Here is a 13,173-nt window from a genome sequence, read left to right as displayed (position 1 = left end):
GCCGCGTCCCCGGCCACGGCCTCACGTCCCCGCCGACCGCGCCACCACCTCGCTGAACACCACCCGCGCGTCCTCCGTGTACACCCCCACGCTCCCTTTCAGATAAGGGCGTTCGCGGTCCTCGTACGCGACGAGGCCGCGGCCGTCGACGCTGACCTCCATGCGGGCGCCGCGCTGGGCGACGCGGACGTCGGAGGTGCGGCCGATGGGGAAGGATTCCCCGCCGGTGGCGAGGAAGCGCTGGCCGCCGGGGTAGGCGGGGTCGCGTTTGCCGAGCTCCCAGCCGTTGGGCTTGAGGGTGATGTAGTAGAAGTGCTCGGGGTCGGTGTAGGCCCAGACCAGCCAGGGCACTTCCCAGGGGTTCGGCTTCGGGGTGCGGAGTTGGGCGACGGTGCGCATGCGGGCCTCGTAGTCCACGTTCTCGTACGTCGCCGTGGAGACGACGAGGCCGGCGTGGGTCTCGTCGGCGCGCCGGGCCGGCTTGGGGGAGAGGGCCAGGCCGTCGTGGCGGCCGACGGTGGTGCCGTGCCCGTCGAAGACCGCACGCCACGGGCCGTGGACCGTGCCCTCGGCCCACGGCCGTTCCGGCGTGCCCCCGCCGCCCCACAAGGCGTCCGCCGCGAAGCCGAGGCCGACGAGCACGGCGACGGCGAGGGCGGCGAGGGCGAGCTGCCGGTGAACTCTGCTCATGCCGTCGAGTATGACCCCGGGCCCTCGGGAAGGCGGGCGATCACCTGATCGGTGGACAGAACGCCCGCGTCCGTGGACGGAACGTCCGCGTCCGCGCCGAAGTCCTCCGCGAGCTGGGCGATGATGCGTTCGGTCGCGTGGCCGTCGCCGAACGGATTTCCGGCTTCCGCCATGCGGGCGTACTCGGCGGGGTCGTCCAGGAGCCGTTCGGTCGCCGCCAGGATCGCGTCGGGCACGGTGCCGACGAGCCGCGCCGCCCCCGTCTCGACGGCCTCCGGGCGTTCGGTGGTGGTCCGCAGGACGAGGGCCGGCTTGCCGAGGGAGGGCGCCTCCTCCTGGATGCCGCCGGAGTCGGTGAGGACGAGGTCGCAGGCGGCCAGGGTGGCCGAGAAGTCGAGGTAGCCGAGGGGTTCGACGACGCGGACGCGCGGGTGACCGGTCAGCTCGGGCAGCAGCGCGTCGCGCACGGCCGGGCTCTTGTGCAGCGGGAGCAGGATCTCGACGTCACCGCGGTCGGCGAGACGCCGTATCGCCCGGCCCATGCCGCGCATGGTGTCGCCCTGGTTCTCCCGGCGATGGAGGGTGAGGAGGACGCGACGGAGGCCGGCCGTGGCGGTTCCGTCGGTGAACTGGCTCTGCCCCGTGCCCCGTTCGAGTACCCAGAGGAGGTTGTCGATGACCGTGTTGCCGGTGGTGAAGACCTCCGAGTCGGGTACTCCCTCGGCCCTGAGGTGCCCGGCGGCGCGTGGCGTCGGGGCGAAGTGCCAGCGCGCCACGCGGCCGATGAGCCGCCGGTTCAGCTCCTCGGGGAACGGGTTGTCGAGGACGCCGGTGCGTAGCCCCGCCTCGACGTGGGCGACCGGCACGTGCTCGTAGAAGGCGGCGAGCGCGCCGGTGAGGGCGGTGGTGGTGTCCCCCTGGACGAGGACGACGTCCGGCCGCAGGTCGCGGACCACCTCGCCGAGGCCGTCCACGAGGCGGGCGGTGAGGGTGGACAGCTCCTGCCGGTCCCGCATGACGTCGAGTTCGGTGCGGCCGGGGACCTGGAGCAGGTCCAGCATCTGGTGGAGCATCTCGCGGTGCTGCCCGGTGGTCACGACGAGCGGTTCGAACAGCGGGGAGGCCGCCATGGCGCGGGCCACGGGGGCGAGTTTGATGGCTTCCGGGCGGGTGCCGAGGACGAGCATGGCGCGCACCGGGGCGTTGATCATGTTCGGGGACATGGGTCTCCCTTGGTGTGGGTGGTGCTTGGTGGGTGGGGTGGACGAGCCGGCCGTACGGGTCGGGTTGCGTGGGGCGGGTACGGCGTCGGGTGTCGGGCTTGGTGGGTGTGCGCGCCGGGCGTGCGTGGTGGGTGTACGCGCCGGGGGTGCGTTGCGAACGGGCTTGTGGGACGGGCGCGTTGGGCGGACGGGCGGGTCGGGTGGCGCGGGGCGTGGCAGGCGTGCGCGCCCCGCGCTCGCGCCTTCACGCCCGCGCCATCGGACCCGCACCGTCGGCCGCGGCGTCGCCTCCAGGCGTGCGTCGGCCTCGCCGCACGTCACCTCAGTCGCACATCGCCCTCGGCGCACATCGCCCTCAGGCGCGCGCCGCCCTCACGTGCGCGCCGTCTTCAGCCAGGTGCGTTTGCCCGTGATCATCCGCCACAGGCCCCACCACCCGGCGGCGAACCAGATGTAGCCGTAGAAGATGAACACGTGGGACAGCAGGACCGCCCGGACGAGGCCGAGGCCCTGCTCCCGCCGCGAGTAGACCCAGCCGTACACATAGGCCGCGGTGAAGGAGAGGACGTAGGGCCCGATCACCCACATCGGGGAGATCAGCGGCCGGCCGGCCTCGATCGATCCGACGGCCGTGCCGGCGACGGCGACCAGGAAGGACACCGGCAGCAGCGAGGTCAGCAGGATCAGCACCGGGCTGGAGAGGTGGTAGAGCAGGTCCACGGCGGCCCGGGTGGGCACCTCCTTGACGATCAGCGGGACGAGCCCGGCCGACTGGAGGTGCCCCTGGAACCAGCGCGACCGCTGCCGCACCAGCCGCCGGACGTCGAGGACGGCCTGCTGGGAGACGGCGGCGGAGGTGCAGTGCTGGTTGGTCCAGCCGCGGGCGATCAGCCGGACGCCGAGGTCGAGATCCTCGGTGAGGGAGTCGCTCCACGGTCCCGAGCCGTCCGGGCCCAGCAGGGTGTCCAGCGCGGCCAGCCGCATGAACTGCCCGTTCCCGCCCATCCCGACGCTGCCGATGTACCGGCGGGCGCTCTGGAAGATGTCGCCGTAGATGACGAACTCCATGTCCTGGAGCCGGGCGAGCAGGCCCTTGTGTCGGTTGTACATCCGCACACCGATCTGGGTGCCGCCGGTGCGCGGGTTGTCGAAGTACGGGTCGACCGCCTGGACCACGTGCGGGTCGAGCCGGCCGTCGGCGTCCACGACGCAGACGATCACGTCGCGGGGATCGCGGCCGTCCAGCAGGCCGGACGAACGCAGGTGCGCGATACCGGCGTTGAGGGCGGCGCCCTTGCCCTTGCGGGCGTTCGGCAGCTGTCTCCGCAGGAGGTGCACCGTGCCCGGGTGGGCCGCGCAGGCCGCGCGGGCGATGTCGGCCGTGCGGTCGTCGGAGGCGTCGTCGATGACCAGGGCCAGGGTGTTGCGGGCCGGCAGCGCGGTGATCCGCGCCAGGCTCTCGGCCAGCACCTTCTCCTCGTTGAGGCAGGCGAGGAGGAAGACGTAGCAGCGCTGTTCCCGGGGGCCGCGCGAACGGCGGAAGCGGCGCCGGGAGATGAGGAACAGCGACGTGTTGTAGATGCCGGCCATCACGATGATGGCGATGCTCGACCAGAGCAGGAGCTCGTCGAGCGGGAGGCCGCCGATCAGGGTGTCGTCGGTGGTCAGCGTGTCGGCCGCGCGTGCGGTGGTCGTGGGCGCGTCGGTCATGAGCGGCCACCGGAATTCCGTATCGCGTACCAGAATTTCAGCGAAAGCAGGACGGCGGCTATCGAACAGTAGAGCAGGAAGCCGGCCCCCGCCGCCTCCTGGAGCCCTTTCGCGTAGGGCAGGCCCGGCATCACTTTCGGTGCCGCCGTCAGACCGGCCAAGGGCACGACGGTGCCCAGTGCAGGTTTTCCGTACATGGGTTCCCCCCCATTTTCCGCCCCTTGCGAGGCGTGCGCTGGGAACGTACCAGACCTTCGGTCGGACCGGTCCTACATCAAGGAAGTCGTGGAATTCAAGGGTGTAAATTCTTGTGACCGGTCGGTAGTTCTGGCAGCTCGCGCCGGGAGTGGTGCTGGTGTGACCTGCGGTCTGAACCATCCACTCGAGAGGGAAAGAGCCGGATGGGATCGGAAGGGGAGGGTCCGTGTTTCCGGAAGTGTAATAAGGGCGTCACTGATATCCGGAAGCGCGTTGACAGGCATCGGGGGCCCCACCAGAATCTGCCAACTGTCGGCGTGATGCCGGCCGTGCCATCCACGGCAGTCAGGGGGGAATGAGGATGAGAATTTCCCGCAGAAGCCCGGGAAAGACCAGAATTTCGCTAACGCTTTCGATAGTCGCCGCCCTCGTGGGCGGATTCGCGATATCGGAAGGCTCCGGAGCCGCCGGCGCGCCGGTGGACGGTCGGTCCCGGGCGTCCCACGCGTTGCAGGGCACCGGGCCGGCCGCGCTCTCGGGGCTCGGCGTCAAGGACCTCAAGCCCTGGGAGGCCGCACGGCTTTCCAACGACCGGCTGCGGCGGTCGGGCAAGCTCGTCGTACGGCGGGCGGAGGCGGCGGGCGGCACCACGGGTACCGGCGGTTCGGGCGGGGCGAGCGGGACGGGCGGGGCGAGCGCCCGGCAGGCCGTCGTCCCCACCACGCCGCAAAGCGCCATAGTGCAGCAAAGCCCCACCACGCCCCTAACCGCCACCGCCCCGCAAAGCGCCACCGCGCCCACGACGGCCGTCCCCGCCGTCGCCCCGGCCACCGCATCGGTCCAGGGCCCCACCGTCGTTCGGCCGGCCGCCGCGGCCGGGACCTCGGCGCTGGTCCTCTACGACACCACCGGCCCCTACGGTTACCTGGGCGAGCTCTACGCCATGGCCGCCGCCAACCTCGCCGGCCACTTCGGCACCGTCACCGCCAAGCCCGTCTCGGCGTACACCGCGGGCATGGTCAACCAGTACACGGCCACGGTGTACATGGGCTCGACGTACTACGGCGGGACCGTCCCGGACGCCGTCCCCGCCGCGTTCTACCAGGACGCGCTGGCCACCACCCGCCCGGTCACCTGGGTCGGGGACAACATCTGGGGCATGGCGAACGCCGTCGGCGTCGACGCCTTCAAGCAGCACTACGGCTGGGACCCCACCAACTCGTTCTACGAGAGCGGCGGCACGGTCGGAAACATCACCCAGGTCACCTACAAGGGCCAGCAGCTCACCCGGAAGATCCCCGCCGGGTACGACGGCGGAGTGCTGCACCCGGCGCTGCTGACCGGGCCGGGCTACCCCCAGGTCACCCAGCTGGCCCAGGCCACCGACACCAACTCCGGTGACACCAGCCCCTGGGCGATCCGTTCGGGCAACCTCACCTACGTCGGCGAGATCCCGTTCACCTACGTCTCCGAGAGCGACCGGGTGATCGTCTTCGAGGACCTGCTCTTCGACGGGCTGGCCCCCGCCACCGCCGAACGGCACCGGGCGTTCGTCCGGCTGGAGGACATCAGTCCGAAGTCCGACCCCAACGAGCTGCGCCAGGCGGCGGACTACCTCTACGGCCAGAAGATCCCCTACGGGATCAACGTCATCCCCGTCTACACGGACCCCAAGGGCGTCTACAACGGCGGGAAGGCCGAGACCGTCACGCTCGCCCAGAGCCCCCAGGTCGTCTCCGCCCTCAAGTACATGCTGTCGCACGGCGCGGTGCTGATGGACCACGGCTACACCCACCAGTACAGCAACGTGAACAACCCGTACAGCGGAGTCACCGGCGACGACTTCGAGTTCTTCCGCGCGCACGTCGACGCGTCCGACAACGTGGTCTACGACGGGCCGCCCGCCGAGGACTCAACCCTCTGGGCGCAAACGCGAGTTACGTCCGCTCTGGCGGGCTTCGCGGCGGCCGGGCTGCCGAAGCCGACGCTGTGGACAACGCCACACTACGCGGCCTCCGCGACCGACTACCGTGTCCTCGGTCAGAACTTCTCCGCGCGTCTGGAGAGAACTTTGTACTTCGCAGGAACCCTGCCCGGCACCACCGTGAACGCCGGCCGGTACATCGGCCAGTTCTTCCCGTACGCCGTGAAGGACGTCTACGGCACCACGGTCCTGCCGGAGAACCTCGGCAACTACGAGCCCCAGCCGTACAACAACCACCCGGCCCGGCTCCCCGCCGACCTGGTCGCCTCCGCCAAGGCCAACCTGGCCGTCCGCGACGGCGTGGCCAGCTTCTTCTACCACCCGTACTACGGGACGGCGCCGCTCCAGCAGACGGTGGACGGCATCCGCGCCCTCGGGTACACCTTCGTCGGCCCCACGGACCTGAACCAGTGAGCGCGAAGAAGAGGGCGGTCGTCGCGCTGGCGGCCGCGGCCGCCCTCTTCCTCGCGGGCTGCTCCTCCGACGACTCCTCGGACGCGCCCGCGACCCCGCCCGCCGGCACCGCGAGCGGCGGGACGAGCAAGCGCCCCGACGGCCGCAAGGAGGCCCCGCTGAAAGGGATCACGCTCCCCGCCTGGAACCGCAAGGACTACGAGAAACCCGAGGCCAAAACGTATCTGCGGCAGATCGCCGCCACCGGCGCCCGCTGGGTGACCTTCACTCCCACCTGGTACCAGGACAAGCTCACCGACTCCGGTATGCGCCCCACCGACGAGACCGCCGACGACGACAGCCTGCGCCACATCGTCCGCCTCGCCCACGACGCCGGCCTCAAGACCATGATCAAGCCGCATGTGGACCTGAAGGGCGGCGAGGACCGCTCCGGCATCCGGCCCGCCGACCCGGACGCCTGGTTCGCGGCGTACGAACGCTTCATCACCCACTACGCGGACCTCGCCCGCGAGACCGGCGCCGAGCAGTTCTCCGTCGGCACCGAACTCACCGGCGTCTCGCGGGACGGCGACCACTGGACGAAGACCGTCGCCGCCGTCCGCGCCCACTACAAGGGCCCGCTCACCTACGCGGCCAACTACGACGAGTACCGCGACGTCGCGTTCTGGAAGAGCCTCGACCTGATCGGTATCGACGCCTACTGGCCGCTCGGCGACAAGCCCACCGCCGACGTGGGACGGCTGCGCGAGGCGTGGCAGCCGGTGGTGAAGGAACTGGCCGCCTTCTCCGCCGCCCAGGGGCGGAAGATCCTCTTCACCGAGGCCGGCTACGTCAGCCAGAAGGGCAGCACCACCGCCCCGTACTCCTGGACCGTCAGCAAGTCCGCGGGCGACGCCGAACAGGCCGCCGGATACGAGGCGTTGCTGGCCTCCTTCGAGGGGCAGAAGTGGTGGGCCGGGGTGTGCTGGTGGATGTGGGACGACTGGCCGGACACGGGGGAGACGCCGAAGAAGCTCGCGTACACGCCGCACGGCAAGCCGGCGGAGAAGGTGCTGCGGAAGTGGTGGGGGAACGGGTAGTCCCGGGGACGGGTGGTCCCGCTCCGTTCGGGGCCGCGCCTCACGTCTCGCAGTCGTGCACGCTTCCGCACAGGCCGCACCGGGCCCGTAGCCGCCCCTGGACCGGGACGCGGATGCGCTGGTGGCAGGTGGGGCAGGGGAAGCTGACGCGCTGCGGGCCGCGGCCCTCGAACGCGTAGCCGGCGGCGGGCGGCGCCTGGCCCGTGCCGCGCTCGGCCGCCCGGCGGTCGCGCGCGTAGCGGTGCCGCCCGAGCCGGCCCGCCGCGGCCAGCGGCGGGCGCCGCGCCTCCTGTCGGGCCCGCGCCGCGCCCCGGACGTACGCGTCGTGGGCGCGCGGGCTGGTGAACCACGTCCGCGGGTCCTCGGCGAAGACCTCGGCGCGCTGGGCGAGGACGTAGCCGAACTCCTCCGGGGTGAGGTAGCCGAGCTTCTGCGTGCTGACCGCGTCCTCGCGGTACGCGTCGAGCAGCAGCCAGCCGGCGCCGAGGTAGGCGGCGGCGGTGTCGGTGAGGATCTCGTTGTCCCGGGTGCCGGGGAAGGCGAGGCCCAGCCGGTGGAGGTAGACGTGGGTCACCTCGTGGGCGAGGGCGGCGCCGATGTCCTTGCGGTGCTTCTTGAAGCGGGCGTTCAGCTCGATGAAGTACTCGGGTCCGGCGGCGAGTTCGACGTTCCCGGCGTGCCGCATGTCGCGGAAGGAGACGATCATCCGGGCGTCCGGGAGCCGCAGGTGCCGCACCATGACGCCGGCGATCCGCTGGACGCCGAGGTAGGGGTCCTCGTCGTCGGAGAACGCGACGTCGAACGGGGGGACGCTGAGCGCGAAGGTGCGCAGGGTGTCGGGGGAGAGCCGCCGGTAGAGGGCGGTGATCGCGGAGTGCACCGTGTCCAGGTGCGGGAACCCGTGGACGATCTCGACGCCCGTGCCCACCCGCACCACCCCCGTGGCTCCGCCGGCCCCCGTCCTCCCACTTTACGCGCACACCCGTGCACGCAGGCCCCGACTGGCCTGAAGCGTCCTTGCCGCCACTGGCGCGCGCTCCGATACTCGGCACACCGCGTTCACCAGGTTCCGCTTCGGCGCAAGCATCGGCAGCTTGTCATGAGCATGATCCTCCGAGCGGTCTCGGTGGGCGCCCCAACCCCCCACGAAGGGAACCCCCTTGAGCACTCACCTCATGGCCCTGAAGAGAACCCTCGCCGTCGGCGCGGCGGCCGTCGCCGCGCTCGGCCTCCCGGCCGGCTGGGCACAGGCCGACGACCCCGCGCCCCGGCCCGTCGTCGGCGGCGTCCTCGCGCAGCAGGGCGAGTTCCCCTGGATGGTCCGCCTCTCCATGGGCTGCGGCGGCGCCCTCTACACCCGGCAGATCGTCCTCACCGCAGCGCACTGCGTCGACGGCAGCGGCGCCGACACGTCGATCACCGTCACCGCGGGCGCCGTCGACCTCAACTCCTCGCAGGCGATCAAGGTCAAGTCCACCCAGGTCCTCCAGGCCCCCGGCTACAACGGCAGCGGCAAGGACTGGGCCCTGATCAAACTCGCCCGCCCGCTCGACCTCCCCACCCTGAAGACCGCCGACACCACCGCGTACGACTCCGGCACCTTCACCGTCGCCGGCTGGGGCGCCACCCGCGAGGGCGGCGGTCAGCAGACGAAGCTGCGCAAGGCGCAGGTGCCGTACGTCGACGACGCCACCTGCGGCAAGGCGTACGGCAGCAGCCTGATACCGGGCGAGGAGATCTGCGCCGGATATGTCGAACAGGGCGGCGTGGACACCTGCCAGGGGGACTCCGGCGGTCCCATGTTCCGCAAGGACGACACGGGGGCCTGGGTGCAGGTGGGGATCGTGAGCTGGGGGACGGGGTGCGCGCGGCCGGGGTACCCCGGCGTCTACACGCAGGTGAGCACGTTCGCGAAGGACATCGCGGAGGGGGCGGCCGGATTGGGCGGCTGAACGGGGGGAAACGCCGGACGGGCCGGTCCAGCCCGTCCGGCGGGTGAGGACGGGGCGCTGCGGGGCATGGGGGCTCGCCCCCGCGAGAAACGGGAAGGGGCGGGACCGGGGCACCCTCGCCACCAGACCCCGGTATGACGCCCGGCCCCGCACCGTCATCCTTTCGGCCGAGCCGGAACACCCCCGGAATGGCCCGCCGGCTGAGGTGTACCGGGCGAGAAGGCCCGTACCGTGGATCCGCGGCGCCCGAGCCGCCCCGCAGGACCACGACAGAAAGAGCACCTCCGTGCCCGCCAGGACCCGTATCGCCGCCGTCGCCCTCCTCGCCGCCGCGAGCGCGGCGCTCCTGCCGGTGACCGGCGCGCGGGCTGCGGATGCCGGGCAGCGCGACCGCACCGGCGCGGACCGGGCGGTCGTCCGCGACGACGGGCCCCGCGAGCCGTCGGCCGCCACCGCCGCGCCCCGGGAGGGGACCGCCGTTCACCCGGCCGCGGGAACCGACGGGCACGGGGTGAACCTCCGTCAGCGCGACCCCCGCGTCACCCACCGGGAGCACTCCGGCGTGCCGCGTCCCGCGGCGGGGCTCCGGCCGGTCGGGCGGCTGCACGGGGTGCGGCAGGCTGGGCAGGTGGACCAGCCGTCCCTGCAGACCGAGCGGACCATGCGGATCCGGCAGGACCGGCAGGTCCGGCACGCGGCGAAGGGCAAACCGGCGGGGGCCAAGCCCGGCAAGCCGGTGAAGCGCCACGAGGCCGCCAGCAACCCCGTCCGCCGCATGGTGCAGGCCGGCCAGACGGTCGGGGGCCGGCGTGACGTCGGCAAGCCGCTCGCCGTGGGCGGCGCTGCCCTCCTGGCTGTCGGCGGGGGCGCGTACGGGCTGCGCCTCGCGAGCCGCCGCCGCGCGGCGCGCGCCGACGCGTAGATCACCTGTTCCACTCGTTTCCCCTGTTCGTCCGCCGCCCGCCTGCTGTTGCGGCTCCACGCCGCCCCCGGTGACATGGAGGGACGCGCGGCGGACGGCCGGAACCGGCCAGGGCGACCGGCCGGGGACGGACGGCCTGACGACGGCCCGAGGACGACCCGGCGACCGCCCGGGCGGGACGAGCACCTAGGGGACGACATGGCGATCACCGTCGTCATCGCGGACGACCAGGAGATGGTCCGCACCGGCTTCCGGATGATCCTGGAGAGCCAGCCGGACATCGACGTCGTCGCCGACGTCGTGGACGGCGAGGCCGCGCTGGCCGCCGTCGAGGAGCACCGGCCCGACGTGCTGCTCCTCGACATCCGCATGCCCAAGCTGGACGGGCTGGAGGTCACCCGCCGGCTCTCCGCGCTCACCGCCGCCGAGCCGGAGCGCGGCGGGCGGCCCCGCATCGTCATCGTCACCACCTTCGACCTCGACGAGTACGTCCACTCCGCGCTCCGCGACGGTGCCTCCGGATTCCTGCTGAAGGACGCCAGCCCGGCCATGCTCGTCGAGGCGGTGCACGCCGCCGCCGTCGGCGACTCCCTCATCTCGCCCGCCATCACCGTCCGGCTGCTCCGCGACCTCGCCCCGGCCGGGACCGGTGGTGCGGAACGCCTCATGAAGACCCCCTCCGAGCCGCTGACCGAGCGCGAGGAGGACGTCGTCCGCTGCCTCGCGCGGGGCGCCACCAACGCCGAGATCGCCGCCGAGCTGTTCATCTCCCTGTCCACGGTCAAGACCCACCTGGCCAACGTGCAGCTCAAGCTCGACGCCCGGAACCGCGTCGAGATCGCCGCCTGGGCCTGGGAGAGCGGGCTGGCCACGGGCGGTACGTGACCGGGCGCGCCGGGTTCGCCGCCCGGCACCCGCACCGGGCCACCGTCGGCAAGGCCGTGCTCGCCCTCTTCCTGCTCGGCCTGGTCGGCTTCGAGGGGTTCGTGCTCGCCCGGCAGCCCAGTCCGCCGCACGCCGTGGTCCTGGCGTCGGGCGTCGCCGTCTGCCTGTGCGCCGTGCCGTACGCGTGGATCCCCCTCGACCTGCGCGCGGCCGTCGCGGTCGGCGTGTCGTGGACGACCTCGGCCGTGCTGATGGCCGGGCCGCACCCCGGCGCGGTCTGGGGGATGGGTGAGGACGTGGCCCTGCTGGTGCTGCTCACCAACGTCGTCCAGCGTTCCCCGGCCCGGCGCGCGGTCGTTCTCGGCCCGGCGCTCGCCCTGGCCGCGCTCGCCGCGCCGGTGCGCGACCTCGACCCGGGCCGGTTCACGGCCGTGTTCACCCTCCTGACGATGGTCGTCGGCGCGTACTCGCTGCTGCTGCGCGCCCAGTCGGCCCAGCGTGTCCGCGACATGGCGGCGGTCCGCACCGCCGAACGCCTGGAACTCGCCCGCGAACTCCACGACCTCGTCGCCCACCACGTCACCGGCATCGCCGTCCAGGCCCAGGCGGCCCGCTTCACCTCCGTCGAGGGGGAGGCCGCGGCCCGCGCGTTCGAGCGCATCGAGGGCTCGGCCGGGGAGGCGCTCGGCGCCATGCGCCGCCTCGTGGGCATCCTGCGCGAGGGCGCCGAGCCCGAGACCGAGCCCGTCGCGGGCCTCCCCGAGGTGCGGACGCTCACGGAGCGGTTCACCCGCACCGGCCCGCCCGTCGCCCTCTACATCGAACAGGGCATGGAGGACTGGCTCCCGGGCGACGTCGCCGCCGCCGTCCACCGCGTCGTCCGCGAGGCCCTGACCAACGTCCGCAAGCACGCCGCCGACGCCACCGCCGTCCGCATCGGCGTCCGAGGCGTGCCCGAGGGCGTCGAACTCCGCATCGCCGACGACGGCCGCCGCCCCGCCCAGCTCACCGACGCGGCGCGCGGGGGCGGCTTCGGTCTCGTCGGGCTGGCGGAACGCGCCAAGGCGATGGGCGGGCGGCTCACCGCGGGGCCGGCGCCGGAGGGCGGGTGGCTGATCACGGCGGTGTTCCCGGTGGAGCGGCGGAGGTGAGGGGCTGGCTTGTGTGTGTGGGGGTGGTTGGGCGGATGGGTGGACGGTTGGACGGTTGGACGGTTGGGTGGCTGGACGGTCGGCGGCTGGGCGGTTGGGTGGGTGGCCGGTCCGGCGGTGGCTGGTCCGGTGGCGGCTGGTCGGGCGGTGGCTGGTCCGGTGGCGGCTGGTCGGGCGGTGGCTGGTCCGGTGGCGGCTGGTCGGGCGGCCGGTCAGGCGGCGGCTCGGAAACCGGTGAGTTCGTCCGCCGAAGCGATCACGCGGTCGACGAAGCCGTACTCCAGCGCCTCCTGGGCCGTGAAGTAGTGGTCCCGGTCGGAGTCCCGCTCGATCCGCTCCACCGGCCGGCCCGTGTGGTGGGCGATCCGTTCCTGCACCAGCCGCTTGACCGCCCGCATCTGGTCGATCTGGATCTTTATGTCGGACGCGGAACCCGCGAGTCCCGCCGACGGCTGGTGCATGAGGATGCTCGCGTGCGGCAGCGCGTACCGCTTCCCGGGCGCCCCCGCGCAGAGGAGGAACTGCCCCATGGACGCCGTGAAGCCCAGGGAGAGGGTGGCGACGTCGTTCGGGATGAACTGCATGATGTCGTAGATGGCGAGTCCGGCCGTGATCGAGCCGCCGGGGGAGTTGATGTAGAGGTGGATGTCGCGGTGCCGGTCCTCGGCGGAGAGGAGCAGCATCTCGGCGCAGATCCGGTTGGCGATCTCGTCGTCGACCTGCTGCCCGAGGACGATGATCCGGTTCCGGAGCAGCCGCTGGAAGACGGGCTCCGCGGCGGGGGTGGTGGCCGGGGTGGGGGAAGGCGAGGTGAGGGAGGTGATGGACCCGAGGGAGGTGGCGGAGACGGGGGAGGCGAGGGAGGTGACGGACCCGAGGGAGGCGGCGGAGCCGGGGGAGGTGAGGGAGGTGAGGGACGTGACGGGGGAGAGGCCGGCTGACGGCGGATATGCGCTCATGATGTC

At 72.6% G+C, this 13,173-nt stretch carries 12 protein-coding genes; 6 read left to right on the top strand and 6 right to left on the bottom strand.

The features are described from left to right. Nucleotides 1–21: 21 nt before the first annotated feature. The 4 genes from J7W19_RS07845 to J7W19_RS07830 form a co-directional block, all read right to left on the bottom strand. Complete coding sequence (locus tag J7W19_RS07845) at nucleotides 22–690, bottom strand: hypothetical protein (RefSeq protein ID WP_004949742.1); 669 nt, start codon at nucleotides 688–690, stop codon at nucleotides 22–24. Then, entirely contained in the window at nucleotides 687–1,913 is a 1,227-nt protein-coding gene (gene wecB / locus J7W19_RS07840; RefSeq protein WP_004949744.1) for a non-hydrolyzing UDP-N-acetylglucosamine 2-epimerase, read from the bottom strand. Before wecB ends, J7W19_RS07845 begins: the two co-directional genes overlap by 4 nt. A gap of 372 nt (nucleotides 1,914–2,285) precedes the next feature. After that, the gene (locus J7W19_RS07835; RefSeq protein ID WP_004949746.1) at nucleotides 2,286–3,623 is read right to left on the bottom strand and encodes a glycosyltransferase; all 1,338 of its coding nucleotides are present in this window, start codon (nucleotides 3,621–3,623) and stop codon (nucleotides 2,286–2,288) included. After that, the gene (locus tag J7W19_RS07830) at nucleotides 3,620–3,820 is read right to left on the bottom strand and encodes a hypothetical protein (RefSeq protein ID WP_158688807.1); all 201 of its coding nucleotides are present in this window, start codon (nucleotides 3,818–3,820) and stop codon (nucleotides 3,620–3,622) included. The genes J7W19_RS07835 and J7W19_RS07830 overlap by 4 nt, the downstream gene beginning before the upstream one ends. Nucleotides 3,821–4,299: 479 nt before the next feature. Here J7W19_RS07830 and J7W19_RS33425 point away from each other — a divergent pair, with 479 nt between their 5' ends. Both J7W19_RS33425 and J7W19_RS07820 read left to right on the top strand, forming a co-directional pair. Further along, nucleotides 4,300–6,219: a DUF2334 domain-containing protein gene (locus tag J7W19_RS33425; protein WP_004949749.1), complete on the top strand. Its 1,920-nt coding sequence runs from the start codon at nucleotides 4,300–4,302 to the stop codon at nucleotides 6,217–6,219. Continuing rightward, on the top strand, nucleotides 6,216–7,298 hold the full coding sequence (locus J7W19_RS07820) for a glycoside hydrolase family 113 (protein WP_004949750.1): 1,083 nt from the start codon (nucleotides 6,216–6,218) through the stop codon (nucleotides 7,296–7,298). The genes J7W19_RS33425 and J7W19_RS07820 overlap by 4 nt, the downstream gene beginning before the upstream one ends. A 40-nt stretch (nucleotides 7,299–7,338) precedes the next feature. Here the strand turns inward: J7W19_RS07820 and J7W19_RS07815 are convergent, their stop codons facing one another. Further along, nucleotides 7,339–8,226, bottom strand: coding sequence for a hypothetical protein (locus J7W19_RS07815; RefSeq protein WP_152264299.1), 888 nt, complete (start codon nucleotides 8,224–8,226; stop codon nucleotides 7,339–7,341). A 247-nt stretch (nucleotides 8,227–8,473) separates the two neighbouring features. Between J7W19_RS07815 and J7W19_RS07810 the strand changes: the two genes are divergently transcribed. From J7W19_RS07810 to J7W19_RS07795, 4 genes are all read left to right on the top strand, one after another. Further along, complete coding sequence (locus J7W19_RS07810; RefSeq protein ID WP_004956043.1) at nucleotides 8,474–9,250, top strand: serine protease; 777 nt, start codon at nucleotides 8,474–8,476, stop codon at nucleotides 9,248–9,250. 286 nt (nucleotides 9,251–9,536) lie between these two features. Then, nucleotides 9,537–10,172 (top strand): hypothetical protein, encoded by a 636-nt coding sequence (locus J7W19_RS07805; RefSeq protein WP_004956045.1) that lies wholly within the window; start codon nucleotides 9,537–9,539, stop codon nucleotides 10,170–10,172. A 198-nt stretch (nucleotides 10,173–10,370) separates the two neighbouring features. Beyond that, the gene (locus J7W19_RS07800; RefSeq protein WP_004956047.1) at nucleotides 10,371–11,057 is read left to right on the top strand and encodes a response regulator; all 687 of its coding nucleotides are present in this window, start codon (nucleotides 10,371–10,373) and stop codon (nucleotides 11,055–11,057) included. Continuing rightward, the gene (locus J7W19_RS07795) at nucleotides 11,054–12,208 is read left to right on the top strand and encodes a sensor histidine kinase (RefSeq protein WP_004956050.1); all 1,155 of its coding nucleotides are present in this window, start codon (nucleotides 11,054–11,056) and stop codon (nucleotides 12,206–12,208) included. The genes J7W19_RS07800 and J7W19_RS07795 overlap by 4 nt, the downstream gene beginning before the upstream one ends. Nucleotides 12,209–12,420: 212 nt before the next feature. Here the strand turns inward: J7W19_RS07795 and J7W19_RS07790 are convergent, their stop codons facing one another. Then, nucleotides 12,421–13,167 carry a ClpP family protease gene (locus J7W19_RS07790; protein ID WP_004952930.1) on the bottom strand — a complete coding sequence of 249 codons (747 nt, stop codon included), beginning with the start codon at nucleotides 13,165–13,167 and terminating at the stop codon, nucleotides 12,421–12,423. Between the last annotated feature and the right edge of the window lie 6 nt (nucleotides 13,168–13,173).

Origin of the sequence: Streptomyces mobaraensis NBRC 13819 = DSM 40847 (assembly GCF_017916255.1) — a bacterium.
Lineage (GTDB): Bacteria > Actinomycetota > Actinomycetes > Streptomycetales > Streptomycetaceae > Streptomyces > Streptomyces mobaraensis.
Note: the sequence above shows the minus strand (reverse complement) of the source record. Positions and strands in the feature narration are given on the sequence as shown.